Origin of the sequence: Stenotrophomonas sp. Marseille-Q4652 (assembly GCF_916618915.1) — a bacterium.
In the GTDB taxonomy this organism is placed as follows: domain Bacteria; phylum Pseudomonadota; class Gammaproteobacteria; order Xanthomonadales; family Xanthomonadaceae; genus Stenotrophomonas.
Map to the genome: position 1 here is coordinate 2,404,007 of NZ_CAKAKE010000001.1, position 25,284 is coordinate 2,429,290.

20 protein-coding genes are annotated in these 25,284 nt (G+C 58.1%); 2 read left to right on the forward strand and 18 right to left on the reverse strand.

Annotation, left to right across the window (positions count from 1 at the left end):
• Positions 1-600: 600 nt before the first annotated feature.
• The 11 genes from LG380_RS11460 to LG380_RS11510 form a co-directional block, all read right to left on the reverse strand.
• The gene (locus tag LG380_RS11460) at positions 601-1,347 is read right to left on the reverse strand and encodes a hypothetical protein (RefSeq protein ID WP_225765253.1); all 747 of its coding nucleotides are present in this window, start codon (positions 1,345-1,347) and stop codon (positions 601-603) included.
• A 12-nt stretch (positions 1,348-1,359) separates the two neighbouring features.
• Positions 1,360-2,058: a hypothetical protein gene (locus LG380_RS11465; protein ID WP_225765255.1), complete on the reverse strand. Its 699-nt coding sequence runs from the start codon at positions 2,056-2,058 to the stop codon at positions 1,360-1,362.
• 95 nt (positions 2,059-2,153) lie between these two features.
• Positions 2,154-3,242, reverse strand: coding sequence for an SAVED domain-containing protein (locus LG380_RS11470; RefSeq protein ID WP_263973781.1), 1,089 nt, complete (start codon positions 3,240-3,242; stop codon positions 2,154-2,156).
• Positions 3,243-3,734: 492 nt separating this feature from the next.
• Positions 3,735-4,922, reverse strand: a complete 1,188-nt coding sequence (locus LG380_RS11475) for a nucleotidyltransferase (RefSeq protein ID WP_225765258.1) — start codon at positions 4,920-4,922, stop codon at positions 3,735-3,737.
• Between the two features lie 62 nt (positions 4,923-4,984).
• Positions 4,985-5,323 (reverse strand): hypothetical protein, encoded by a 339-nt coding sequence (locus tag LG380_RS11480; RefSeq protein ID WP_225765259.1) that lies wholly within the window; start codon positions 5,321-5,323, stop codon positions 4,985-4,987.
• A 768-nt stretch (positions 5,324-6,091) separates the two neighbouring features.
• The gene (locus LG380_RS11485; RefSeq protein ID WP_225765260.1) at positions 6,092-7,060 is read right to left on the reverse strand and encodes a hypothetical protein; all 969 of its coding nucleotides are present in this window, start codon (positions 7,058-7,060) and stop codon (positions 6,092-6,094) included.
• A gap of 3 nt (positions 7,061-7,063) precedes the next feature.
• On the reverse strand, positions 7,064-9,010 hold the full coding sequence (locus LG380_RS11490; RefSeq protein ID WP_225765261.1) for a DUF3696 domain-containing protein: 1,947 nt from the start codon (positions 9,008-9,010) through the stop codon (positions 7,064-7,066).
• Entirely contained in the window at positions 9,007-10,083 is a 1,077-nt protein-coding gene (locus tag LG380_RS11495) for a PDDEXK nuclease domain-containing protein (protein WP_225765262.1), read from the reverse strand. The genes LG380_RS11490 and LG380_RS11495 overlap by 4 nt, the downstream gene beginning before the upstream one ends.
• Positions 10,080-11,267 (reverse strand): restriction endonuclease subunit S, encoded by a 1,188-nt coding sequence (locus LG380_RS11500; protein WP_225765263.1) that lies wholly within the window; start codon positions 11,265-11,267, stop codon positions 10,080-10,082. The genes LG380_RS11495 and LG380_RS11500 overlap by 4 nt, the downstream gene beginning before the upstream one ends.
• Complete coding sequence (locus LG380_RS11505; RefSeq protein WP_225765264.1) at positions 11,264-12,907, reverse strand: class I SAM-dependent DNA methyltransferase; 1,644 nt, start codon at positions 12,905-12,907, stop codon at positions 11,264-11,266. Before LG380_RS11505 ends, LG380_RS11500 begins: the two co-directional genes overlap by 4 nt.
• A 31-nt stretch (positions 12,908-12,938) precedes the next feature.
• On the reverse strand, positions 12,939-15,191 hold the full coding sequence (locus LG380_RS11510) for a type I restriction endonuclease subunit R (protein WP_225765265.1): 2,253 nt from the start codon (positions 15,189-15,191) through the stop codon (positions 12,939-12,941).
• Positions 15,192-15,377: 186 nt separating this feature from the next.
• Here LG380_RS11510 and LG380_RS11515 point away from each other — a divergent pair, with 186 nt between their 5' ends.
• Positions 15,378-17,009: an NUDIX domain-containing protein gene (locus LG380_RS11515; protein ID WP_225765267.1), complete on the forward strand. Its 1,632-nt coding sequence runs from the start codon at positions 15,378-15,380 to the stop codon at positions 17,007-17,009.
• 87 nt (positions 17,010-17,096) lie between these two features.
• Here the strand turns inward: LG380_RS11515 and LG380_RS11520 are convergent, their stop codons facing one another.
• The gene (locus LG380_RS11520) at positions 17,097-17,393 is read right to left on the reverse strand and encodes a helix-turn-helix transcriptional regulator (protein WP_225765268.1); all 297 of its coding nucleotides are present in this window, start codon (positions 17,391-17,393) and stop codon (positions 17,097-17,099) included.
• A 95-nt stretch (positions 17,394-17,488) separates the two neighbouring features.
• Here LG380_RS11520 and LG380_RS11525 point away from each other — a divergent pair, with 95 nt between their 5' ends.
• On the forward strand, positions 17,489-17,908 hold the full coding sequence (locus tag LG380_RS11525; RefSeq protein ID WP_225765269.1) for a hypothetical protein: 420 nt from the start codon (positions 17,489-17,491) through the stop codon (positions 17,906-17,908).
• A 192-nt stretch (positions 17,909-18,100) separates the two neighbouring features.
• Here the strand turns inward: LG380_RS11525 and LG380_RS11530 are convergent, their stop codons facing one another.
• The 6 genes from LG380_RS11530 to LG380_RS11555 all read right to left on the reverse strand — a co-directional run bounded on the left by LG380_RS11530 (position 18,101) and on the right by LG380_RS11555 (position 25,277).
• Entirely contained in the window at positions 18,101-18,646 is a 546-nt protein-coding gene (locus tag LG380_RS11530) for a hypothetical protein (protein ID WP_225765270.1), read from the reverse strand.
• Positions 18,639-20,822 (reverse strand): hypothetical protein, encoded by a 2,184-nt coding sequence (locus LG380_RS11535; protein WP_225765271.1) that lies wholly within the window; start codon positions 20,820-20,822, stop codon positions 18,639-18,641. Before LG380_RS11535 ends, LG380_RS11530 begins: the two co-directional genes overlap by 8 nt.
• On the reverse strand, positions 20,822-22,384 hold the full coding sequence (locus tag LG380_RS11540; protein ID WP_225765272.1) for a hypothetical protein: 1,563 nt from the start codon (positions 22,382-22,384) through the stop codon (positions 20,822-20,824). Before LG380_RS11540 ends, LG380_RS11535 begins: the two co-directional genes overlap by 1 nt.
• Positions 22,366-23,685, reverse strand: a complete 1,320-nt coding sequence (locus LG380_RS11545; RefSeq protein WP_225765273.1) for a site-specific integrase — start codon at positions 23,683-23,685, stop codon at positions 22,366-22,368. Before LG380_RS11545 ends, LG380_RS11540 begins: the two co-directional genes overlap by 19 nt.
• A 167-nt stretch (positions 23,686-23,852) precedes the next feature.
• Positions 23,853-24,626, reverse strand: coding sequence for an NrdJb (locus LG380_RS11550; protein WP_225765274.1), 774 nt, complete (start codon positions 24,624-24,626; stop codon positions 23,853-23,855).
• Between the two features lie 66 nt (positions 24,627-24,692).
• On the reverse strand, positions 24,693-25,277 hold the full coding sequence (locus LG380_RS11555) for a hypothetical protein (RefSeq protein WP_225765275.1): 585 nt from the start codon (positions 25,275-25,277) through the stop codon (positions 24,693-24,695).
• Positions 25,278-25,284: the final 7 nt, after the last annotated feature.

The window sequence follows — 25,284 nt, forward strand, 5'->3', positions numbered from 1 at the left end:
TTTGATGTCTTGACAGGGTTTTCCAGAGGCGAAATGGGGTTCCAGCCCATTTCGCCTCTTTTGTTTTAGCCGGAAGTAGTCGCAACAGCCGCGACTACTCCGGCCGAGACATCATCTCAACCGCATTTCTTACGTGTGGCCATAAAGTGGATACATTGACGTAGAACCGGCAAATTCATTGACTCAGGCGCATGATCAGCTACTCGTATTGGATACATAAAGCCCATAACCAAGTGGATACTTTGCCATGCTTTCGACCAGTCATAGGAACTCGGCTGCTAACCGACGACAACAACTTGCCCACGCTCGCCACCGGAACTGACCAGCCTTGCCACTCGAATTGACAGACTCGGTGGCCGAACGGCCGACGCGGATCGGCCAAAAGCGGTCCTTACCGAGCTGGCGGTTAAAGGGACTGAGTGCGGCATGCAGTCCGCGATTGAGGACATGGGTGGAGCACCGGCAGGTAAGCCGCCTATGGACATGTCCCGAAAGTCTTGTCTGGCGCGGTTTCAAAGCCGGAACAAGACCGTTTCTATGTCCATGGTCGATATTAGTGCTCCGTGCGAAACCGACCCGCATCCCCCACTCTGGACAGGACTATTCCAAGTGCTCGGCGTGTTCTTCCGCCAACTCGGTGCGCAGAATTTCGACCAAATCGATGTAGTCCTGGTCCGGTGCCAAGCCGCGCAAGGTCAGTAGCTGTCCATGGAGGATGCTCATCCTAATCCTGCTTAGAGACATTGCCTCCAGCTCAGTCGGTTGCGGCAAGGTCGTCCAGAATGCCCGATCGAGGCGGGCCACGCTGTCATTCCGAATGATCCCACCGGTACGAGGCAGAAACACGAGCTGCGGGTAAACCAAGCACTCTGCACGGGCTGCGATTGTCGGTGTCACCGATCTGGGTTCGTTTGGTGTGCCAACAGAGAAGAGCGGCGCTACCAGATACGACGGTCGCATGAAGGCCTGCCTGGCGATGTTTCGCTGGGGCTGTGGAAGTCGCAGGTCGGGAATGTCATCTGCCGTTGCAAGCACGATGCAAGGACGTAGCTTCGAATTCAGCGCGAGGAGTTCGGTGGACTCGCCAACACCGAGCCGGAATATTGGGAGCCGATTCGGTTTAGGCCTCCAATCATGCTGAGGATTAGCCCCCCTGATCGTACCTGACGCCGAGTTGTGTGAAGTCTGGTCTGATCGAGTTGCATCGAAGACCTTCCATGCCATACCCAATTCGGGAACGACGGTGCGAACGATCTGGCCGATCTTCGGTTGTCCGCATGTAGGCGGCACGTCTTGATCGTAAGGCGGCAGCGCCTCGCTTACCAGTGTTCCATTACCGAACGCCATCCTCGATTTCCTTTAGGACAAGAGTGCGGTGAATTGGATGTCAGGTTCATTCTGCAACTCTGCGTCCATTGCAGTCATTCCATCGCTGTAGGCTCGGTCATAGATCGGACGATGTGCAGCCATCGCCCTGGCGTTGCCTTCCAAGTCAGCGTACTTACGCTCCAGATTCGCGCCAAGCTGCAGAATTCTCATCAGTCTTGTCTGATCCGTGATTCCAACCTGATGATGTGGCTTTACCTCGCCAACTCCCCTCAACACCGAGAAGTCGATGTTCTGGCCAGGAGTTGCTAACTGCATCGGTAGCGTCTTGAAGTAAGTGTGGTCGAGAAGCCCGCTTAGATCTTGACGGAACTTTCGAATCAAGGATCCGAAGCGCGCAGCTTGTGCTGGAGCCAATCCCACATCGCTCAGCGTAGGGCCGAGCGGGAACTCGCCGAGCCAATACTGCGTGTACTCCTGATCCCCATACTCCGCGCTGTAGTCGTGGATTATTCCACGACTCGCCATTTCGCTAACCGCACCGACCAAGTCTGTTGCGAACGGTCCGTAGGAATAGAAATACCAAGCAGAACCGCTGGCAGTTTCCCCTTCATGGGTTTCGGCATGCAGACAATCAAGCAGGTAGATCAGCTTGATAAGCGTCGTTCGATTGATTCGACCCAAGCCGGCTTCGCGCACAACGCGAAGCACGGCCAGGATGACATCCTGCATTGGCGCGGGGACTGGTGGCATGGGTAACGTCAGGTGAATCGCAGAATTATAGCCGCAACGCTGCGAACCGAACTCGAACAGGCCGCCTATGGCGCTTAATTGACGCCTGGCAGTGACTGTACGACAGCAGCCTTCCCTATATCCTGCACTGGCATTTCAATGCTCCATGGATGCTCGACCGCTCGTCCCTTCTGATATTGGTAAACGAGAATCCGAGGCAAATTCCGCTTGTCGTAAACGCGCCCAAGCCGGAACACCACGCTGTTCTGTGCCGCCAGAAATAGGTGGATCGTAGCCACACCGGAATCTGCGATTCGGATCATTGTTTCAAGAAACTGTTTTGCCAGCCTTTGCTGCTTGGTCTCTGACCAGTGATTGTCTGGGAATCGCCGCGGAAGCTTCAATTCAACGATCGGAGATGATGGACGTGACTTCGAGATTGCCCCCGGATCCACGAGATACGACACCGAGACCGCAACGACCACTTCCGTTGTTCCTAGAGGAATTTGTTCGATTCCAGTCACCTCAAAGGAATCTCCATCGTCATCGGCATTCAGCTGGCGCCAAGCCTCAGATGTCCTGTCCCAATCAAGGGCGACGATCTGACTTTCGTCATCGAGTAGCACACCCGCCAGAAAGGTAAATGGCACTGGAGATAGGCCACCATAAGCGACAACCATGTCGGACGAGCCTTTCCCGTTCCTATACGGCTCAATCATCCGCGGCAATGCAGATACGCGATCCAGTGCAGTCTCCGGATCTGTGACCACGCCATCCTTGATGCGATCGCGAATATCGACGGTGAGGGCCTGCCTCCTCCCCTTGACGGATCGCGGAACTGCTCCGACGAGTGGCGTGTCAGTTGTATCCCTTAGACCCCGTTGCTCAATGACTAGGACAGCTTTGCTGTCATGATCAGCACGGTCGTGGAAATAGCGCCTGACTCCGATCAGAATCCCCGCCAAAATTGCGGTTGAACCCACGACCACAAGGATCCAGCTCAGAATTTCAGGCATTTGCGGAAATGGACTGAACTTCACGTGGCGACCAAGGATCGTCGTTTCCACCGTCCATCCGGAGCCCGCTCCAGCTGTTGCCAGGCAAAGAAATCCAGCTCCCAAGAGCTTCCTTTCAATCGGCCTCTCCCGAGTTATCCACTCGGAAACACGATCCACGACGCGCATCAATCCATTCTTCATTTCGCCTTAGCCTTTTTCCGATTGCGCTTCTGATTCGTTTCGGGGCGCTCTGGCAGCGGATGTTCTCCTCCCCCATTCCATTCACCGGTTGCGAGCCATATCTCAAAGTAAAACAACCAGTCGATCGACCATGGAACGATCGTCTGCGCCAAAGACATCTCCGGCCCCCACTCGCGAGCACGCGGAAGGTATAGACACAACCTTACGGGATGGCTGTGTTCGTATAGATGCGGAACCCGCCCATGCCCTGCCGCCAACTCCGGAATGTTCGGTGCAAGCACCCGCACCTCAGGCCGATCACCACGCCCATACGTTAACCGCAATGAGTATTCCCGACTGATCGAGGTTGGTTGTGCGATGTACTCGAAAGTCAGCAATCCTGCTCGCAACTGCCCATGTGCGCCGGGAAGCTTCATGGCGCGTAAGTGCAGAAGCTGCGTGCCAAGATCTAGCTTGTGGATTCTCGTATAGCCGATGCTAGTCACCGAAGAACGTATGTCGGGTTACGGGCATCCCGGCGACCGCACTGGAGACCGTGAGTCCCCCGGCAGCGGGAGCAAAACGAAGAGCGCCACTGTCGCGTGCAGTCCGCACTCGCTGGGAATACGAGTTGATCGCCTTGGCCGCCATCGACGCACCGAAGGCGCTGTCGAGCACCGGCCGTGCGCCATCAAGTCCCGTGACGGACACGAGTTCGTGCACACTCGCAAGCGCCACTGTGTGCCACTCCCTGAAGGCTATGGCCCAACGCTGATCCTGGTTCCAGCGGTTGGCGAAATTCTCGGCAGCCACCGGGCTCTGGATCCACCATTCGACCCGACCGGCGATGATCCGCTGTTCGATGAATGCCGGCATGCCGGCGATGACTCGCTGAATCAGGTTATAGGGATTGGAAAATTGGCGCCCGGAACGAAATTCCCGCTCGAACGACATTGCTGCCAAGGTCGTGATGATGATCGAGATCGGAGCAAATTCCGCCTGCCAGCCGCCCACACGAAAACCCCATGTGCCGCGGTGTCGCTTCAACAACTGGACAATCCGGCGGAGCCAACCCTTGTATGCATTTTCTTCCGGAAATGGAGCCACTTCCGCTTTCAGGACGGCAGAGTCCAGCAACAGGCGGGTACGGGCTTGGTCAGCACGCTCGTTGAACCATTTCGTGTACTCTTCGGGATGCGTGAGAATCCACATCGCCAGATCCTTGTCGGGGATGGCGTCCGAGGTAGTGGCATGGACCAGAGGGCAAATGTCGAGGTGGAACTCGCCGGCATAGTTCACGCGCCAGCAGCGCGTTTTTTCTTCGATCTTGTCCGCGTAGCGTCCGTCTGCCTTCAGGGGAGCGCCAACCAGAGCTTTCGCCATTGTCGGAGCAAGTGAGGTATTTGCCGCCAGTCGGCACGCCAAGTCGACGTCGAATTCGCTCTCAGCGTCGTTAAGCGGGCGGACAACCGTTCCGATAGCGAACGATCCCTGGGGGAAAACCTTCGCTGTCGCCAACCGAGGGTCGGCACTCGAAGTGACGACGTCGCTGATGGTCTCGTAGGCCAGCTTGGCACGCTGGAACTGGGTGGGCGTGATGTCGAGTGAATCGGCAACCCGGCCTAGCAGTTGGGCCGTCAGGGCTTCGCGGAGAACCCGATTGTCGGAAGGGGCAAAGCTATCCACTTTGAAATATCTCCTCGTTCTTGGAATCCGCCCAACTACAGGCGAGCTCAACTTCTTATGGATCAGGTCCGGTAGTGCCGCTCGTTTACGTTCCGGCCGCACGCGAGGCATCGTCGATACAAGCCGTAGCGCCCATCGATCTCGTGCCCCAACAATCCGCCGCAGTCGCAAAGCAGGCCTTCGCCGCGTTGCCACCGCCACAGGCGATACATGGCGTGTGCGGTAAGTAACAAGCCGACGCCAAACACTGCTGCTGGGACCCACCTAAGGGTGTCCCACAATCCCGCTGTGTACGGGCTGCCTTGGAGGCCGGAAAGCAGCCAGATAGCCGCCAGCGATGCCAGCATGCAAAGCGCGCCGGGCATGATGGCCTTAACTCCCATCCACTCGAACCTGTCCATCCTTTACCCCTTAAGTTCTCAAGACTTCTGACTACGCCCCTCCCGTCTCATTGCGTGCGACTGGTCGACGGCTTAGACAGCACAGCCTGCTTCGGACAAATCCTGAGGCCGTGGCTTAGGTGGGTGAGAGGAGGTGAGGCGGAGTGCCGCGCTGGCAGCAAGCTCCAAGCGGTTACCGAATAGGGGATCCTAGGGATCTCCTGCTACCGATTTGGACCAATTCCAGGCAACACATGCCAAGCTGCCATGTGTTGCGAGCGGCAATGGCGCCCGCGATAGCTGAAGCAGCCAGCGGCACGGCCCTCCCCGCAGATCGCCCGAGCAAGCGGACAGCTCCGGCATCTGCGGCCCGTTCAAGCCCTAGTACGGCCAGCTTTCGAGTCATCTGAGCAGCAACTCGTCGCTGCGGGGAACTCGAACCCTGTCTTTCCAGCTTTCTCCTGATCCAGGTCTTATCGACCCCCGGCATGATCGCAAAGGGCGTTGACTAAGCGCTTCTGTATCGGGTTGACCAGATCGAGTCCGATCATGTCCGGCTGCGCCGAGCGGGAGCGGAATTACCACAAAGGCAGCAGCCGCAGTGCTCGCCTGAAGGGCATAGCGCCGAATAAGCCGGCGACATTCAATGACGTCGTACTGAATGGGCAAGGAAGCTGCTCTTCAAGGTCGGTTGGCCAGCTTGAAGAATTCATCCATTTAGACGGGAGGAATTGAGGCGGACACGCACTACCTATCGCATCGCTTGAAACTTGTCCAGGAAGCGTGGAATCACCAGATCTCCAGACGCTCATTCATCTGCAAGTCGTCCAGCCACTTCCCATAGAACTCAGTAGATTCCCACGTCTTAAGGCTTGCGTTGTGCTTCTTGGTCACAATCGCGGCGTCGAAGACCTCCAACACATGCCCAATTTCCCACACGTACGTTTCACCGAACATGATGAAGCGTTCACGAGGGAATTGTTCTGCGTTATTTCCCAAGACCACGGAAAGCTTTGAAACCAATTCGAGATCATTGCCGACTCTCATTGCCCTCAGGGACTCGATAATCAATTCACGGGGAACACGCCGATTTTCCCTATAGGGCCACTTGGCATAAACCGTTACGTTCTTGCGGGATTGAGCCGTTTCCGACAAAAGTGAAAGAAATCGAACCAATCCTTCCTTGCCTTCGGCGATATATCGCTCGACGGAATAAGGATCAGAAACATAAATATTCTTAAGCTTGTCCGTGCGAGCCGCGGCCAGAGGCGCGAAACGCTCCAACCATACACTCCTCACCGACTCGCCTTGATCTATGCCAGTTCCGGCCTTCTGCTCGCCGACTGCAAAGCCGCGGCATCCCCCTGCTCCCGCAATGGTAAGGAGCTCAAGATCGACCGCACGAGCCGCATCCTCAAACTGATCAATGACAGCGTCCTTCGTGAAGCAGACTCGAGCCACCTCGGCGAGGCCAGGAATCCCAACTTCATTCATCGTGCCGGGCCACTTGTCGCCGCCAGGAACCGAAGGTGCGCGCTCGACAAACCCACGCCACAATCCATGCATCACGCTTCCTTCGAGGGAGGCGTCAATGACCTGCTTGAGAGCTGAGTTGCTTAAATGTTGCCCATCAAACACGAAGAGGCCAATTCGTTTCCATGCACGCAATAAAGCCTCATGATGTCCACGCAGCTCGCGGGCGGTCCAACGTTCCTCGCCCGCCAAAGCATCAGTTTCGATGACGAATGGCACCAGCATGAATCAGCGCCCCGCCTCGCGCTCACGGAAGGACTCCTCGAAGAAGCCGCCAGGCCACCGGTCAATAAAGTCACCATCCTCATCGACACGAATCTCAAGAACTTTGCTTTCAGTTCCTGTCGGCTGCACGTACAGAACAGCAATTTTCTCTGGCGAGAGCGCGCCTTCGCGAACTCGCCGCAGCAGGCGAAGGATCAGATGCTCGCTGTGGGTTTCCAAGATAAAGGTGTTTTCGTTCTCACTTAGTGCCGATTCGATGAAGACATCACCAAGCTCTGCCTGCAACGCGGGGTGCAAGTGAATCTCGGGCTGTTCAATGGCAACCAGTTGCCGTTTAGAGCCATAGGCCAAGGCCAATACCGGAAGCACTTGGGAAATGCCAACACCCACGTCACGCAGCGAGACTGGTGTGCGCTTGTTTACGTCCATCAATCGCAGTTCGGAAATGGCGATGTCTCCCTCCTGTTCCAGCGATTTCACGAACTCCCAAGATTTCCCCAATGCCTCCTCGTACGCATCGACGGCCCGGTCTGCCTGAGCCTCCTGGTAGTTGATCTCCTGCTGATACGACACTTCCCGCAATGCTTCGGTGATGACTGCCTCGCGCTCTTCATTGGATCGCGCAGCTTCAATCTTGTCGCGCCACGGCCGCAGCTTGGTCAACTCCTCCTCTGCCTGGGCCTGGTCAAGCTCGTACTGGTACTGAAGCAAATGCTCGACCTCAGACAGTTCCCCGGTAAGCAATTCCCGTCGCTGCTCCAAAGTCAGCGGCGTCTTCATGAAGGCACGGACCAGAGGATCTTTCAGATCTCCAGCACTATAGAAACGAGCGATCTCGAGTCGGTAAGGCGTCTTCATCCACGTCTTGGCCGGAGCTTCCTTCTCCATGGCGTCAAGCGCGGTATTCCAATTGGACCTTCCAGGATGTCCAGCTAACCATTGGTTCACCTTTTCACGCAGCGCCTCGTCCTTGCGCAACAGCTCCCAGGCAAACTTGCCGCCGGACACCCAGTTTTCATCCTGATGCTGCTGGAAGGCCACGTGGCGTGGCGGCACATCACGGAGCGGACCAAGGTACTTAAAGCCATGGAGCTCGCCGGCCAGAACTTCGGCAATGCCCTTGACCAGATCGTTCAAACTACGTGGCATCTGGAAGCGGATCGCCTGTGCAATGTCTTCAGCACGATTCCCCTTGCTGACGGGAAAAAACATCTGCGCCGCAGGCGAATCTGCAGTCTCGACCTGCGGCAAATCCACGCCCGTTGGAAGGAATGCTCCCATGCGCACTACCAGTTCCGGCAAAAGACCAGAGATGGCTTCATCGGCCGGAGAAAAATCCTCGTCACGCATTTCCGTCGTGGTGGTATACCCCTCGACGATGGCCCTAATCAACTGCCGAAACACCGGATTTTTTCCAGCGAACCGGAGAATTCGCAGTGTGCCGCCGGCTTCGTCACGACGAGCCATGTACAGGAGGTCTTCGTCATTAGCTCGAAACTCGATCGAATCCACGCGAGGCACGGACTCGCTGGTCGGCCTATCGAACTTGTTCAGCTTGATGCCGAGATGGATGAAGACCTGCAGGGTGTCCACTGGCGAGAGCAGGCCGGCCAGATGACGTAAGTTCGGGTCGTCCTTTAATCCCGCAGTCTTGATCTCAGCGCCCCACACCACACTGTTGCGGAGCTGACCGCGATGTACGAACTGGCGATAGCCACCCAGGTCTATGGCGCTGCCACCGACCTCGGTGTGGTGCACATCTAACCGCGCACGACCTTGCTTGTCGCGACCAAACTGAGCTTCATGCGCCAGGGCAAGACTATGGATGAAGCTAGACTTTCCAGAGCTGTTCGGACCGAACACTAGGGTTATGGGTTTGAGCGGTATGCGCTGGGTATCGGCGAAGGCCTTGAAGTTGCCCACGTGCAGGGCGTGCAGGCGGCGGCTCATGCTTCCGGCTCCTCGTCGATGTTTTCCAGCTCGCGCTCGATTTCCTCGATGCTGGGCAGATCGGTTTTCAGCTTTTCCGGCAACTGCCGGACCAGTTCGTACTCGGCCACGCCGATGGGCTTCTCGATGCCGGACAACGCGTATTCGGCCACCACATGATTCTTGCTCTTGCACAACAACAGGCCAATGGTTGGCTGGTCGTCGACATGCTTGACCTGCCTGTCCACAGCGGTCATGTAGAAACTCAACTGCCCGGCATCTTCCGGCTCGAATTTTCCGGATTTCAGCTCTACCACGACGTAGCAGCGCAACTTCAGGTGATAGAACAGCAAGTCGATGTAGAAGTCATCACCAGCGACTTCCACATGCACTTGTCGTCCCACATAGGCAAAGCCTGCGCCAAGCTCGACCAGGAAGCGGGCGACGTGCTGCACCAACGCAGATTCGATGGCACGCTCTTCGGCCTCCTTGCCCAGCCCGAGGAAGTCCAGCTTGTACGGATCCTTCAGTGATTCGCGGGCAAGGTCGGATTGCGGTTTGGGCAACTGCACTTCAAAGTTGGTTATGGCATTGCCACTTCGCTCGCGCAGGCCGGATTCGATCTGCATGGCCAGCACGTTACGCGACCAGCCGTGCTCAGCCGCCTTGAGGGCATACCACTGGCGTTCTTCGGCCGTTTTCAGCTTGTCTAGCAGAGCGAGCTGGTGATACCACGGCAATTGTGCAAGCACTGCTTGCACAAATCCGGCATCCGGCCAGGCCTCGGCGAAGGCGCGCATGTATTTGAGGTTTCGCGGGGAGAATCCGTGCATGTCCGGAAAGGCGTTGCGCAGGTCGCGCGCCAGCCGGTCAATGACCTTGCTGCCCCAGCCTTGTTCGGCTTGCCGTTGCAGAATGTCACGGCCAATTTGCCAATACAGCAGCACCAGTTCGCGGTTTACCGCTTGCGCGGCGCGTTGTTGTGCGGCGTGGATGCGGGTTTTCAGTTCGCCCAGCCAATCGACATAGCCGCTGGGCAGCGCGCCGGCTGCCTTCACCGCCGTTTTCTGCGAAGTTGGCTTCTTGGTGCTCATGCCACGCTACCCGGCAGGGGCAGGTTCAGGGCTTGCGCTTGTTGCTGCATCTCCTGCAACAACTCGGCCATGTGCGCCTGTCGCCACTTGGCGGTAAGTTCGCCCGCGAAGGCTTTTTGCAGCAGCAACGCAAAAGTCCTTTCGACTTGCTCACCGGCAGAAACCGTTTTCCCCAACATTTGCTTGATGGTTCTCGCTTGTTCGGAAAATTCTTCCACAAGTGGAAACGGTGGAACAAACACGTTCACCTTCTGAAGATTCTGACGCGTTATCTGCGGTTGTGCAGCACCTGTGATCGCGTCATCCAAACCACGCACGTTAAGATACGTTTCGAGAAATTCGATGGTCGTTTTATTGGGATCAGGGTCGTCCAGCGCCATCGCGTTGCCGGTGACGTAGCTCTTCGGTTCGCAGACGTTGATCGTTCCGCAAGTCGCGCCACGACAAGTAATCAGCACTGTTGGATGTTCATGGTTGTAGCTCGAATAGAAGCCAATTTTTCCATTCGCGCCGTAAACCGGAAACCCCGATTCGGTCAGTTCCTTCCCGGATATCGTCGGCCATTGGCGCGGGCTGGAAATTTCATTCAGCGGTTCAACAGCCCACCCCTTCGGATTCGCCGCCGGGTCACCGAACATCCTTAAGAACAGCGCGGGCAGGATGCGTGCAGCTTTGGCGTCGGCGGCGCGGCGCAGACGGCGCAAGGCGTCAGCTTGACCGAGCAGTTCGACGATGCGGTGCTGTTCGCTCAACGGGGGCAGTGGCGCCTCGTGTTCCCAAAACCAATCCATCACCACCCGTGGCATTTTTGCGCCCGCCACATGATGCGAGGCCTGATTCACGAAAGCGGGCGAACGCAGGTAATATGCCAAGAACTTTGCATCCAGCGCTTCTGCAATGGGTCGAAGTGGAATCAACTCCGTCGTGGCAATGCCTGGCTCATCAGGCAGCGTGACCTTGTTGAGATACGGGCGCAGCTTGGAATAAAGCACATTGCCCGTATCGAAATTGAACGTGGACGAGCCCGCCTCATCGGCTTGAGTGAATCGCTTTTCGACAATCTCGCCCGTATCGCTCTCAATCTGATCTAGCGAAAGATTCCAGACTTTCTGATCCGGCTTGAATGTTATTCGTGCTGAAGATGGCGGGGCAATCCGGCGCAAGCTCGCAGTCAGCCAAGTCATTTCGCCAACTCCGCCAACAATTTCTCGAGTCCGGAAACCACGTCGCGGTAATCGCCCAACACATCAGCAATCAAATCGCGTGGATCTTCGTCGGATACCGCTTCGGCACGGCGCGGCTTCCATTGTCCCGCGCCCAGGTTGTAATCGATTTCGGCCAAACGCGCGCGCGTTGTGAACCAACACGTCGGCTCGTCAGTATCGTGCGGCAACAGCGCATTGGCCTCCAAACCAGGCGGCTGGGCATAGCCGCTGGCCTTGTATGCCTTCCATTGCGCTAGCAAATCCGGGATGTCGTTCTTCTCCGGCGTTTCCACCCGACCACCACCGGACACCTTATCCGGATCGTAACCATCGTTGCGAATCTCGTAGAACCATACTTTGTCCAGCCGTTTCGCCGTGTCCGATGCCGGCTTGCGGAATACCAGCACTGACGTCTTAACACCCGCATAAGGCTTGAATACACCAGCAGGCAGGCTCACGACCGCAAGCAGATCGAACTCGCTCACCAATTTCTTTCGCAATTCCACGTGTGCGCCCGTGGAACCGAACAACAAACCCTCCGGCACGACGACCGCGCAGCGACCACCGGGAGCCAGGTGCTGCATCATCAGGCTGAGGAACAGTAGTTCGCTCTTTTTGCTGTTGGTCGGTAAATCCGCGCGAATGGAATCCTTAGGCAACTGTCCGGCAAACGGTGGATTGGCGAGGATGACCTTGTACTTGCGGCGCAGGTCATCCTCGTTCAAGCCACCCATATCGCTGAGCGAGTTGGCACGCTTGAGCCTCGCATGACGAATACCGTGCAGCACCAGGTTCATCATGGCGATGCGCACCATCTGCCTCGACACATCTATGCCGTAGACGCTGGCCTCCAATACATCCCAGTCTGGAATCTTTTCGCCCGCACCTTTGCGATAGGTCTGAAGGCGGGGTATTTCGGTTTTCAGCTCCGCCAGCGACTTACCTTTCCTTTCCAGCCATTCTTCGCCGTAGATCGGGTATTCGCTGACGTGGTCGGAATACTTAACCAGCAAGTGATCTACCGCATCGATCAGGAAACCCGCGGTGCCGCAGGCCGGGTCGAACAAGGTGTCGCCGATGTCCGGGTCGACCATTTCGACCATGAAGGAACGAATCTGACGTGGCGTTCGAAACTGACCGTTGAGCGAACTGCTACCCAGGTGTACCAGCAGGTATTCGAAGATGTCGCCCTTCACGTCCGGGCCAAGCTTGGTGAACTCGAATCCGTCCAGTTCGTCCACCACTTGCTTCAACACGCTGGGGTCAACGATCTCAAGCACTGCGTCGCGGAAGTAGTCGGCCACCTCCGGCTCGTCCTTGGCCAGCGACGCCATGTATGGAAACACCTCGTCCCGGATGTAGTCGCGCAGCTCATTTCCGCTCTTGAAGCGCCACTTCTGCCAGCGATAACGCTCGGACTGTGCGGGGAAAAGCAATTTGGCGTTGCCGCCAGTCGCACCAAGGCGGGCACGCTGCTCGCGCAGTGTTTCTTCCTCGTCCAGCAGCTTGAGGAAGATCAGATAGGAAATTTGCTCGATATACGTCACTGGATTGGTGACGCCACCGGCCCAGAGTACGTCGGTAATCTTGTCGAGCTTGCGGCGCAGTTCGTTGTTCATTGCTTCTCTTGGATGTTGTGGCGTACGGCGCTCAGGCGGCCAGCACGGTCTGGTTGATTTCTTCCAATACGGCGTTCAGTCCCTTTTCGCCGAACATCTCGATGCCGATGCCGGCGGCATTGAGCAGGGACAACGGCGGACTAAACAAGTCGTCGATGCTGACCTTGCCCTTCACCAAACCACGGTTCTTGAGGAGGGAAAGGTATTGGGCTTGTTCCGGAGTGAAGCTCTTACTGACCAACCAGGCCCGGAAGTTTTCTTCGACAATTTCCGGCCGGCTTTTGGTCTTGATCAAACCCAAGGCTTCGCGGATGAAATCCACGAGGTTGCCACCAGGCTTACGGTACGCGCGGCGCAGGTTGTCTTCGTTAAAGTACTTCTGTGGCTGGTTGAGGCGATGGGCCAGCTCGGTCTCTTCCTGTTCGCTCAGCTCTGCACCCGCTTTGACCTTGGCGATCACCGGGTCGTTGTCCGCACCTTGCTGCACGGCCTTTTCCCACTCGGTGACGTATTCCCGCTTGTCCACGCGCTCGCCATCCGGCCCGACTTCGATGTAGCTGACCGCATGCAGCCATTCATCATCCAGCCCCAGTTCGACCAGCTCGCGCCCCCCCGGACCGGGCGGACGCGGACGGCCGCCGCTGCCACCTCCACCAGCGCCGGTGAACGCGTCAGTGTCAGAGTCATTGAAGTACTCATGGTTGCCGAAGAAGTCGTAGATCACGAACTTCTGCTTGTCGATGTGCGGTGCGGTACGGGTACCACGTCCACGCATCTGCTGGTAAAGAATGGGGCTACGCACACGGCGGCACATGACCAGGTGCAGCACTTCGCGGCAGTCGAAGCCGGTGTCCAACATGCCTACGCTCACCGCCACCATCGGCAGCTTGTCCTGCTTGAAGCGGCGGATTGCGTCATCGGCATCTGCGATGTCCGAGGTTATAACTTCGGCGTACTTGCCCTTGAATTCTGGGTGAAGTTCATTGAGGTACTGCGCCAGTCGTGCAGCATGGTGCTTGGTGATAGCGAACACCACGGCCTTGCCGGGCCCATCCTTTTGGCCGGGCGCAAGCTCCTTGTAGTTCGCCCAGGCGAGCTTGTCGAACTCGACCATCATCAGCTTATTGCTGGCCTCGTTTGTCCACTTGCGCTCGAACTCTGCCGGGTCGTACTCGACGCCCTCGACCTCCGCACCTTCGCTCATCAGCGTGGTTATGCCGGTAGCGAATCTGTAAGGCGTCAGATGGCCGTTCTTGAACGCCTCCTGGATCGAATACGAGTAATCGGGCGCGTTGTCCTTACACTGGTAGAAGCTGAAGGTATTGCGCTCGATGTACATGGCCGGCGTCGCAGTCAGGCCAATGTGCAAGGCATCGAAGTGCGACAGCGCGGTTTGCCACGAACCGTAGATGGAGCGATGGCATTCGTCCATCACCAGCAAATCGAAATAGCCGCTGGAAAATTCCTCATGGCGGCCAATCATGGTTTGCAGCAGACAGACCGTGATCTGCTTTTCCTGTCGCGCGACGCCCGGCTTGAGCCAGTAGCTGGAATAGTTGGGCAGCAAGTCCTGGATGGCCTCGATCGCCTGCTTGGCCAACTGGTCGCGGTCAACCAAAAACAGGATGCGCTCAGCATGGCCGGCCTGGATCAGGCGCTTCAGGTACAGGCCGATCAGGTCGGTCTTGCCGCAGCCCGTAGGCAGCTCGATCAGGAAACGCCGCTTGCCCAGCTCGACGGCGTGGTCGAGGGCCTTCATCGCCTCCTGCTGGTAGGGACGCAGGCTGCGGGTTTCGCCGGTACGGACATAGGTGTCCGGGATGGCAACCTCGGCCAGTGGCTTACGCTCGGTGCGCAGATGGACAAGGCGCTCCAGATCGCGGCGCGAGTAAAACGAGGCGACCGGGCGGGCGTCGTCGTTCAGGTAGTCCCAAAAATAGGTCAGCTCGCCATTAGTAAGGAAAATGAAGGGAGCACCGATCTTCTTGGCGTAGGGCAGCGCCTGTTGCTTGGCGGTGTAGGGGTTGATTGCCTGCTTCTTGGCCTCGACAACTGCCAAGGGGCGGCCACGCTGGTCGAGCAGGACGTAGTCCGCGAAACCCAGCGAGCCGACATCGACTGTGCGGATCGCACCACCACCCGTAGCGGTCTCGGCGACATGGAAGGTCTCGCTCAGCGGCACCTCGGTACGTACCTGCGACTTGTCAGCCGGGTTCCAGCCGGCAACCCGGAGCAGGTCGTCGATCAGGATGCGGGCGTCGGCTTCAGAGGTAAGAGCTGTCACGGGAACCTTGGAGTGGCTGGGTTGGCGGTCGGCCTCGGTTTGGCGCCGTGGCGCCTAAACCTTGATACTTTAACGGGCCGTCCCCGCCAAGTCGCTCAGTTTGTCGCCAGCCCCTTCCAGCCGGGAGGAGCCGAGGCGGAGGACCGCCTTTGGTGCACCGCGGGCTAGTGCGGTCACAATAGGCCCATGCACTCTTCGAATGAACTACTGGCCGAGGTCTCCCGAATCCTCCCCCGGATCGCCGAGGAGAGCAGTGACCGGGAAGAGATCCCCGAGACCGACCTCATCGGGCGCCTAATCCACGCCACGGGCGTCGGGGCGGAGGAGGCCGGCTCGGTACTCAGCGTCGTCCGACGCCTGCTCCAGGCCCTGTCTGTGCTCGATGAGGCGCGTTTGGGTGCCGGGGTATGGGCCTTCGTTTCCTTCCCGGCCTCTCTCCTGGCCCGCAGCGTGCTGGGTGGCTTGGGCGAAGCAGAGTTCCGGCTGCTGGAACCCGGCTTTTGGAATGCCAGTGAGTACCTCGTCGACCGGCAGCGGGCGCTCATCAAACGATCAGAGGAGCTCCGAGCAGTATTGCCGTCCGGGTTGGTACCGATCCGCCGGGTCTGGGTTTCCTGGGCGTGGATCGCAATGGACGGAAAATTTCTGATGGTGCGTCGGGAGGATCCGGCACTCCATCGGGATGGGAGCCGAGGCCAATTTGTGTTCCCGGGGGGCAGAGTTTCCAACGAGGATCTGCCGGAGTTGGTGTATCTGACCGCCTCCCAGTGTCTGGATTTTTTCGATCCCAGCATGGAGATCGACCCCAGTCACATCCGCTATGCCTTCTCCCAGGCCGCAAGGCGGGAGCTGCGGGAAGAACTCGAGATTCCTAGCAATGCTTTCGAGGCAGTCACTCCCGTGGATGAGCCCCTCCACTACACGGCCTTGGAGGGTGCCAAGAGCGCCTACTCCGCTACTGAGTATCACATCCAGCCTTTCAAGGTTGCCCTGAAGGATACGGGCAAGACTGACCTACTGCGCTGTCTGGCTGCACATCCCGAGCGTTTCGCGTGGTTCACGGCGAAAGAGTTAGCCGGTGGTTCCAATGCTGCAGGCGCCAAAGCCTTCGTCGATGCCATTCGACAGGGCGGTCCAGCACTCGACGCGGATACCTTCACGATTCCCATCGGCCACACCGCCCCCTTCAAGGATCCCGTCGATATTCCTGGCAAGCCTTCAGAACCATTTGCTGTCGGCATCGCGGGCCGAGAGCGGCAAGTCCATGTCGATCTGGGCACAGACCAGATCGAACTACTGAACTGGCTTGCAGCCGTGCGCCGCGGGGAAGACATTGAAGAGTTAGCCGTTGGCGTGTCTATAGCCAGAGGCACCGGCTGGGTTCTCATCGACGACGATCACGCTCTCACAGGACTGAGGGCGCTTGCCGCCAAGTTGGACGCAGCGGGGCTGCCGCTACTGGATTTCCACGACCGAGCCGTTCGCTTGAATGCGGTGACCCCGTACTTCTCGCCTTCGTCAATTTCGATGGAAATTCAGGATGAACGACGCGGGAAGTCGTACCGCCTGAACCTGTCGCGTCGTCGAATACAGTCGATCCTTGGAGTCGCCGTAGCCAAGGAAGCCTCGATATCCTTGCCTGAAATCCTGGGCAATGCGGTTTATTCGCTTGATCAAGGCGACCCTCAACCCGCCTTGGACGGCATCGAAACCGTCAAGCGAATGCAGCGCGAGATCCGGGGGTTTCTGGATACGATTGGAGCACGACTGCTGGTTCGCCAGGTTGATGGAGTTCCTGAGCTTGCAGTGGGCCGTTAAGTCACTCGGATCCGCACATTCGGCGACTCACTTCTTCTCGCTTGGTATGTTGAGGAAAGTGACTTCCCCGTTACGACGCTCATCGGATCAGCCTTTCCTCTGGGTCAGGCGCGACTTGGTCGATGCGCCCGCAGCCAGCTGGATAGCCATCTCGGGAGACAGGCCAAGGGCTCCCGTAAGGTGCAGGAACTCCATGATGTCCAACCGGCGGGCACCGGCTTCCACGGCTGAAAGCCGTTGCTGCGGCCACCCCAGCGTCGCCGCGAGGGCAGATTGGGAAATACCTGCGGCTTCTCGAAGTTCCCGCAGCCGGGTAACCAGTCGCCGGTAAGCCGTTGAATAAATGGTCTTGGCAGCCATGATCGCACCGAAATGGGCGATCAAGAAATTTATGGCACGACTACCGATTACATGAAATTTATGTGAAATCAGCTAAGATAGGCTTCCTCCTTGCCCGTTCCTCCTGCCGCAACCGAGACATGGCCCTCTACCTCGTCAACCCTGGTGTGGATCTCACTCTCGAGCTCTGCATAGCTCCCGCTATGGAGGAGGCCATTTGCGTCCAATGGGAACGGGTTAAGGATAGGGCGATCAGGCAAACCTTCGTCCGCAAGCTCGAGAAGCAGCTTGAGCGCCTGGTAGCCGAATGCATGGACTGGGACTTGAAGGAACCCACCCCTGCACAGGCATCCTACGCCGCGCTCATCAGCAGGAAACTGGACGTACCAATACCGTCAGAGGCCGTGAAGTATCGATTCCACATGGCACTGTTCATCGATACCTACAACGAGCAATACCGGACGGAGATCTCCAAGCTTCCCACGCCGAACTCCGTGGAAATCGAGAAAGCACAAGCGCTTGTTGCCGAGAAACTGAAATCTATCCCCACCAGCGACTAAGTCGTTCCATCAGCCTGGTTGATGCAACCAGTTGGTCTAGGGGTCGCTTCCCGCCGGTCAAGCCACTGCCGGCTGTCGGTATCTTGAGCGCCGCAGCTGGCCAGTTTGCTTGGCAAGAGCTGGTCAACTGGTGGCAATACGCATTCGGTCGCTTACTCATGGGCTTTGAGCTTCGTGTTTGCACTCTGCTACTCACTTGGAAGCAGCTACCGACTTGCGCTGTTGCAGTTGGATCACATTGCTCTTGTGCCTCGACTTCGCTGAGGGGTCCGCCTTGACCCCACACAAGATGCACCCACCTGCCTCTTCGCTTTCCTTGTGCAGAATCGGTCGAATCAGCAACTCGGCGTCCAGCGAATGCTCGTGAAATCGCTTGTAGATGTCGATGTGGTGCGCCCTAAGGGCAGCAATTATCTTGTCGCGGCCTGCGATCTTCTCCTTGAGGTAAGCGACCTGATCGCGCAGATGCTCTGCCGTGGCTTCGCCAGTCGCCATGCGCCGGCGAGCATCAAGGTCCAGGAGAATGAAGGCAACTAACTCCCCGTGCTTTGCCAAGGACTTGCGAGTGGTGGGTACCATTCTGGCAATCTCACTGGCGTTGTATTCGTACTGCACGCCAGCCTTCCGGGCCTTTGCGGCCAACCCACGGATCACCGCCTCAATCCTCTCCCGAAGCGCCTCACCGCGAAGTTGCTGACTCGTCTTGGAAGGCGATGACTCTTTCTTTGACTTAGCCATCTGGCTTCTCCTTACTGCGAACCGCATGTACGTCCTCAAGCGTAATGGCGATGTTTCGCCTAATTCGCTTGAAGTGGTCCATCGTGGGTGACTCATCCACGCCCTGCAATTCGAGGGCAGCGATGATCAACTGTGCCTCGCGCTTTATCCGTTCCAGTTCCTCAACCGTCGCGTCGTGCGAGGGCTCGATGACGAGGTGCTCACAGGGCTCTTCTTCGTCCCCGCTAAAGCAGCTCAGGTGATGTGGACAGGGCGTCGTGGCCCAATCCAAGGTGCAGACACCGTGTGGCATCGGGTTGACCATTCTGAGCACGGCATGGAGGTAGTCCTCAGCGTCTTCGCGCGAGTAATCCGCGATCCGGCTGTAGGTCTCTGCGACCTGTCCGACGGCGATCCTGTCGCGGACAGCCTGTTTTAGTCGTTCCGTCCGCACCTTGCTGCTGGTTTGGTCGTAGGTGGCATTCTGCTTCTGATACCTGCGGTTGAAGATCAGGGCGATCTGGTCTTCCGTCAGGCCGCCGTTCTGATAGAGCGTGTTGAGCCAGTGCCGAATATCGTGGGTGGTGAACTTGGCGACCTCACCACTACGCGGGTCCATGATGCGCAGGCGATTAAAGACGCTGTCCTCGGAATTTCCGGTGCCCGCCGAGCGCGCCTCACCGCACAGCCAGCGACTAATATGGGAGTCTGTGAGGGATGTGAAATCCGCTTCCTTCGTGCCTCGATGCTCGGAGAGGGCGTACTTTTTGACGATCAGCAGGGCCTCGTCCTGGTACAGCACGGAGTTGCCTTTCTTGTCCCTTAGCAGAGGTTGTACCTGTCTCTGGAAGCGAGCCTCCAAGGGTGCATCAATCGGCGGCGCTGGATAAACCTTACCCTGGAGTTGCAGAGCCTGCGCCTCATCGAGAATACCCCTGACAAGAACGCATTTTGATTGCTTCAACATCGTGCCGCAGTGTGCTTGTAGCTTTAGTATTGAGATCACGCGCAGATCGGTGTCCCAGCTGCTGCGTGCCTGACCACGAGATTTCCCGTTGCGCACTTGCGGCAGCTCACCACGGCGCGCAGCTTCCTGCACATCGAGCAGATCGGAGAACGTTAGTCGGCACACCCCGAGATTCTTGGCAGCCTGAGACTTGTTTCGTCCGGCTGCTTCATACAGGCCGATGGCATCGATGAAGCAGTTGCCTTTGTTGTACCAAGCTCCAGCCGGATTGATCATCAGGTGATCGGGATTGGCGGTCCATTCATGGGCCCACTTCGCCGTGAAATACCGAAACGCCTCGCGATCGGCCAGGATGCTGGACCAGTCGAGCTGGGGACAGGTGCGCAGCTGCTTTGCGAGCTCACGCGCTTCCTTGGTCTGCTCAAGAAGCCTGCCAACGGCATCTTCGACCGCCTCGGCCAGGAGCGGGTGAATGGGACGCGGGATGGCCTTTCCACCCTTCTCGGGATGGTGCAGCAGATGAAGCTTGCCGTCGATCTTCAACAGACACTGGGCCGGGAGCATCGCCAGCTCGCCCACGCGGAAACCTGCGCCGACCGTGATTACCAGGACCGAGAGGAAGAACCGATCCTTCGCAATCAAGTCCTCGCGGTGTTGCGACTGAAAAAGGTCACGAATGATTTCGCTTGGAACGAGCTTGCCTTCCCGCCCCTCGTCGGACCCGTAGCGACCATGGACGGTTGGGTTCGACAGTCGGTTGTTGTAGTCCAACCTGAGGTTGAAGTTAAGAGACAACCAGGCTGATGCTTGCTGAAGATGGCCGGCAACGCGATAGGCAGACTGATAGTGCTTGGCCAACCAATCCTCCGCCGCATGGAAGTCATCGGTCTTCAGGGTCTTGAACGCCCTCGCCCCGATCACCTGCGACAGCGCTTCAAATGCCAATATGCGCTGATCGGCGCCCGCCTTCGAGTTGAGTGACCCGGTCAGACGGGCGTAGAGCACCCACAGCTTGCATAGGCGCTTCAGGTTCTCGTGCTTGATCCTACTGAAGCGAGCGTTCCTCTCCGTCGCGGTGCCAACCTTCGTGATCCACGTAATGACGTTCCAATCATCCTCGTGAAACTTCAGCCCGTCCGGAAGTCGCCCGAGCATGTCGTCGAGGATGTCCCGTAATGCGCTGTTGGCTCCTTGCTCTTCCAGCCAGGTTGCAAGCTCAGAGGCACGCATCACTCGCTCCTGTTTTCCTGCGCTTGCTTGATCTGGCCAATGACCTCATGGATGGCCGCACCAACCCGGTCGAAGTCCTTACCCAGCTTGCTCCGCTCCTTTCCGCCCTCCACATCGCTCCAACACTTCAATTCGGACTCAACGAACTCGAGCGACTTCTCGTGTGGACCTTGTCGCCACGCTAGAAACATTGGACAACCGTTGTAGCAGGCCCAGAAGGGATGCTTCTTGCAGGCGCAGCTCTTCCCGCAAGAGCCCACGACGGCCGGCTGAGCGACGCCCTCGACGACGACTGGGATATGGATGGGCCGGCGCCCGACCGTGTCGACGATTGAGCCCTTGAAGAAGTAGATGTGATGCAGTTCAGAGAAGACTTGGCCGACGCCTCGATCGGTGGCCCGCTCCAAGGCGGGCATGAGGTCTGAGCCCACTGCCTGGATGTACGCATCCGCCGAGTAGGGCGAGTCGTGCTCCAGGATCTCCTGAATCTCGTCCCGCGGCACACCCTGAATCGCCATCGCGGTCCCGCCTGTGTGACGAATTCGATACTGCGATAAATGCACTTTCTTATTGGTTCTCGGGCTGATGATGCCTTGTCTCTTGGCCCACGCTTGCAGGCGAGCCTTCGCGAGCCAGACGGGAACCTGCCCATGCTCCATCCACTCCAACGATTCGCCGCAGGACGACGGCATAACGATCAAACGATCAAACCGCTGCTGTAGTGCGTGAATCTCAGGTCGCCGGGAGTACGCCAGGATGGCGTCCGCCAGCTCGCTCGTAATTTGCCATGATTCGGGCCTCTCACCTACCTGCCCCTTTGCCTTCGGGATACGGAGAAAGAACTCGCGTCCTGAGGGGGCGTCCCAGAGGGCATCGTGCTTCATGGACAACACTTGGATCGGCCGTTTGAGAGTCTCATTGAGCACACGCCCATAGATCCTCGTCGCGCAATCGGCGTCGTCTTCTGCTGGGTCGGCACGATTGAGCCCTCCCCGTATCAGCTCCCATTCCATGGAAGTAAAGGCACCCGCCTGCGCGTCCCATTCCATGACGCGGCGCAGGGTCTGGAGGTCGTTCCTGGCCTTCCAGGAAACCATTTGCATCGCGATGTGGAGGTCAGCCCCCGCCGCTCCAGTTTCCGCAAGTTCTGTGTAAAGGCTCCGGAAGAGAGATCGCGCGTGTGAATGCATGCGGCCCCACACACCGAGCCAGATAGAGGCACTGATCCCCGTTAGTCCACTGTGCAAGCTGACATTGTTTGCGTCTAGCGCTTTGCGCAGACTCGATAAGTCATTGTGGACAGTTCCAAGGTAACTGGGAGATCTACTCTTCAGGCGCCCCTGAATCGCCCGCTGGAGATGAACTGCGACAGCGTCCGAAAGCCCAAGCTTCGCCCAATCCAGCGTGTACTCGGTGCCAGCGTACGGAGCGCTCCACGAAGAGCCGGTTACATCAATCCATACCAGCTCATCCAGATTGAATTCGCAGCGCACGAAGCGCCGGCCATCGGCACTTTCCCAGAGTCCGGTCTCGAAGTTCTCGGTCAGGCCAGTGCGGTCCACTGGTTACCTCCCTGTTGCCAGACCATCAAAGCCTGACGCGCCCTCTGCGCCCTGGCTCTTTTCGTGTAAATCTCAAGGCTTCTGGGGTTCTCCCAACCGCCCCAGTGCACGAGGTCCTCGATCTTGGCCTCTCGCACCTCCTTGTTGGCCTCGCTGGTCACACCCTCATAGGCGCGATTGAAGAAGGCATGCCGTGCCAGATGCCAATTGAAGTCGACGCCCGTGCACTTTTTGATCGCTCTGGCTACGTCATCGGCCGCTCGTAGCGACAGGGGCTCACCGCTCGCAGCGATGATCAGGAAGTCGTGCGACAGCAGGAATTTTTTCTGTCGACGACCGTTGATCTTGACCGTCCTGTATCGGCAGGCCGACACGTAGTCAGCGACCACCTTCGGAAAGACGGTGTGATCGAACAGCAATCCTAGGTCTCGAGAGAGTGTTTTTGGGCGAGGCGGATTGGATCGAGGATCGACGTATCTGTCGCCCCGCTCTTCTATCCGCACGATCTTGAAGTAAGGCGCCGACCGCGTGGGGCAATCAGACAGGCGCATGGCAAGAATCTCGCTCTTGCGCATGCCGAACTCAATGGCCATTCGCCACATCAGATAGTCCCGCCAAGCGATCGACTCGCCGACGTCCTTGGAGCGATTCTCTGGCTTCAGAAACTGTTCAATCGCTGCAATCTCCTGATCCGTTAGGTCGGGGGCAACCGAGCGCTTACGCACCTTGATCAATACGTCTTTCCAAGCGCTCTTCTGGGCTGCCAGCAGCATTTCGATTTCGATGGCACGCCGTGTCTGGTTGCCGCTTGGCGGGCTGGCGAATTGTTTGATGAACCAACGGCAGATGACTGAGGCAGAGCGAAATACGCCGTTGATCGATTGTCGCTTGCCGAGTGGAACCACACCGCTGGCAAGCTCGAGTGGCTTACGCAGCCATGCCGCGAAGGCCCGGACCTGAGGCGCTGTTAGGCCTTGACCCGTCAATAGCTCCCGATCTAGATCGACCTTCGCTTCCCCAGCCCAGGTATACAGGGAAGCAAAAGTGGCCAACTCCTTGACCCGGGTGTTGTGTGAATCCGTCTTCAGCGCCAAGTGCGCTTCGTAGAGCGACGCAGCCGGCTTTGGCAAATGCGTCTCGCGTTCGGATAGCACGTGCCTGACGCCAGCGCCCGGAACCACGACCACGCTTACCTGAAACAGCGATACGGGGGCCTTCGAATCGCCGATTCGGCTACTTTTTTCTGCTGATCGAGCGGCGTTTGGCAAGGCATTAAACCAAATGAAATCAAGTACTTGCAAATTTGCTACTCATGTAAACACAACTATACCGCACTTTATATGCAATTACTAGCACCAACATGATTGGCTGATTGAAGGCCCCGAGAGCAAAAAAACCCCAAGAAACAAAGCCTTGGGGTTCTAGTACAGATAACTCTGGAAGCTATCTATGTATACACTTCAAACCGCTAGTTGCACTTGCTGTAACCGCAGTTGAGGCAAGTCGCACACCCATCCATCACCACCAGCGCCTTGGTGCTGCACTTGTGGCACATGGTGGCGCTGGGCGGGAAGCTGGTGCCCTCGCCGGTAACTTCGACGTCTTCCTCGCGCTTCTCGACGGCAGCGGCCGGGGCGTCCCTCTTCTTGGAGCGGTCCTCGTACTGCTTGCGCTTTTCGGCGATCAGCGCCTTCTGGTGCGCGCTCATTTCCGGGTCGTGCAGCAGGCCGATCGACTTCATGTGCTCCTCGACGATGGAGCCCAGCTCGGCGACCAGGGACGGCATGTACACGCCGCCGGCCTTGAAGTAGCCACCGCGCGGATCGAACACGGCCTTCATTTCCTCAACGATGAAGGTGACGTCGCCGCCCTTGCGGAACACGGCCGACATGATGCGGGTCAACGCGACGATCCACTGGAAGTGCTCCATCGACTTGGAGTTGATGAAGATCTCGAACGGACGACGCAGCTCGTGCTCGGTGTTGGCGTTGAGGACGATGTCGTTGATGGTCACGTAGAAGGCGTGCTCCACCAGCGGCGACTTGATCTTGTAGGTACTTCCAATCAGCACTTCCGGGCGCTCGATGCGTTCGTGCATCTGCACGATGTTGTCCTTGGGAGCTTCGGCGACGGGTGCGGGCGCTGCGGCCGTTGCTGCGGGGGCGGCGGCGGCTTCGCGCGCCTTGTCCTCGTTGGAGAGGACGCTGTATCCGGTGATCTTGCTTTCGATCTTGACGGCCATGACGCTTACCTGTGGTTCGTGTTGCTGGTAACGGAGTGCGCTGCGTGCCCGATGGGCGCGGCGCGGTTATGGGGTGGCGCGCTTGCCGGCCTTCTTCGCCGGGGTCGCCTTTTTGGCCACGGTCTTGCGGGCGGCCTGGGTGCTGGTCCTGCTGGTGGCCTTGGTCTCGGTGGAGCCGGCTGCCGCCTTGGTCACCCTGGTGGCCTTGGCGACTTTCGCCACCTTGGCAACCTTTGCGACCTTGGCCGGACGCGCCGGCGCCGCCTTCTTCGTTGCCGCCTTGGCGGGCGTGGCGGCCTTGGTGGCGGCGGCACGCTTGCCCACGCCCTTGGCCTTGAGGGCAGCGGCTTCGGCCTGGGCATTGGCCTTGGCGGCCTCGAGCTTCTGGCGGGCGGTGGCGACGGTCTTGCTCACCGCCTTCTTCGCACTGGCGGTCTTGCTGGCCACGGTGTCCCTGGCGGTCTTGACCGCCTTGCTGACCTTGGCCACCTGCTTCTTGGCCCCGTCCTGCACGCGACGGGCGCGCTGCTGGACGGTGGTGACGGTGCCCGTGGCCGTGGTGGCCACGCTGTCGCCCAGCTGCAACGCCTGCTCCTTCAAGTTGCCGGCCACCTGCGAGACGGTTGCCGTCACACCATTCCCGTTGCTCATAGTGCCC

Excerpts from the sequence above, each read along its gene's own strand:
- LG380_RS11460 (WP_225765253.1), bottom strand. The coding sequence starts at position 1,347 with ATGGCGTTCGGTAATGGAACACTGGTAAGCGAGGCGCTGCCGCCTTAC.
- LG380_RS11465 (WP_225765255.1), bottom strand. The coding sequence starts at position 2,058 with ATGCAGGATGTCATCCTGGCCGTGCTTCGCGTTGTGCGCGAAGCCGGC.
- LG380_RS11470 (WP_263973781.1), bottom strand. The coding sequence starts at position 3,242 with ATGCGCGTCGTGGATCGTGTTTCCGAGTGGATAACTCGGGAGAGGCCG.
- LG380_RS11480 (WP_225765259.1), bottom strand. The coding sequence starts at position 5,323 with ATGGACAGGTTCGAGTGGATGGGAGTTAAGGCCATCATGCCCGGCGCG.
- LG380_RS11485 (WP_225765260.1), bottom strand. The coding sequence starts at position 7,060 with ATGCTGGTGCCATTCGTCATCGAAACTGATGCTTTGGCGGGCGAGGAA.
- LG380_RS11490 (WP_225765261.1), bottom strand. The coding sequence starts at position 9,010 with ATGAGCCGCCGCCTGCACGCCCTGCACGTGGGCAACTTCAAGGCCTTC.
- LG380_RS11495 (WP_225765262.1), bottom strand. The coding sequence starts at position 10,083 with ATGAGCACCAAGAAGCCAACTTCGCAGAAAACGGCGGTGAAGGCAGCC.
- LG380_RS11500 (WP_225765263.1), bottom strand. The coding sequence starts at position 11,267 with ATGACTTGGCTGACTGCGAGCTTGCGCCGGATTGCCCCGCCATCTTCA.
- LG380_RS11505 (WP_225765264.1), bottom strand. The coding sequence starts at position 12,907 with ATGAACAACGAACTGCGCCGCAAGCTCGACAAGATTACCGACGTACTC.
- LG380_RS11515 (WP_225765267.1), top strand. The coding sequence starts at position 15,378 with ATGCACTCTTCGAATGAACTACTGGCCGAGGTCTCCCGAATCCTCCCC.
- LG380_RS11525 (WP_225765269.1), top strand. The coding sequence starts at position 17,489 with ATGGCCCTCTACCTCGTCAACCCTGGTGTGGATCTCACTCTCGAGCTC.
- LG380_RS11530 (WP_225765270.1), bottom strand. The coding sequence starts at position 18,646 with ATGGCTAAGTCAAAGAAAGAGTCATCGCCTTCCAAGACGAGTCAGCAA.
- LG380_RS11535 (WP_225765271.1), bottom strand. The coding sequence starts at position 20,822 with ATGCGTGCCTCTGAGCTTGCAACCTGGCTGGAAGAGCAAGGAGCCAAC.
- LG380_RS11550 (WP_225765274.1), bottom strand. The coding sequence starts at position 24,626 with ATGGCCGTCAAGATCGAAAGCAAGATCACCGGATACAGCGTCCTCTCC.
- LG380_RS11555 (WP_225765275.1), bottom strand. The coding sequence starts at position 25,277 with ATGAGCAACGGGAATGGTGTGACGGCAACCGTCTCGCAGGTGGCCGGC.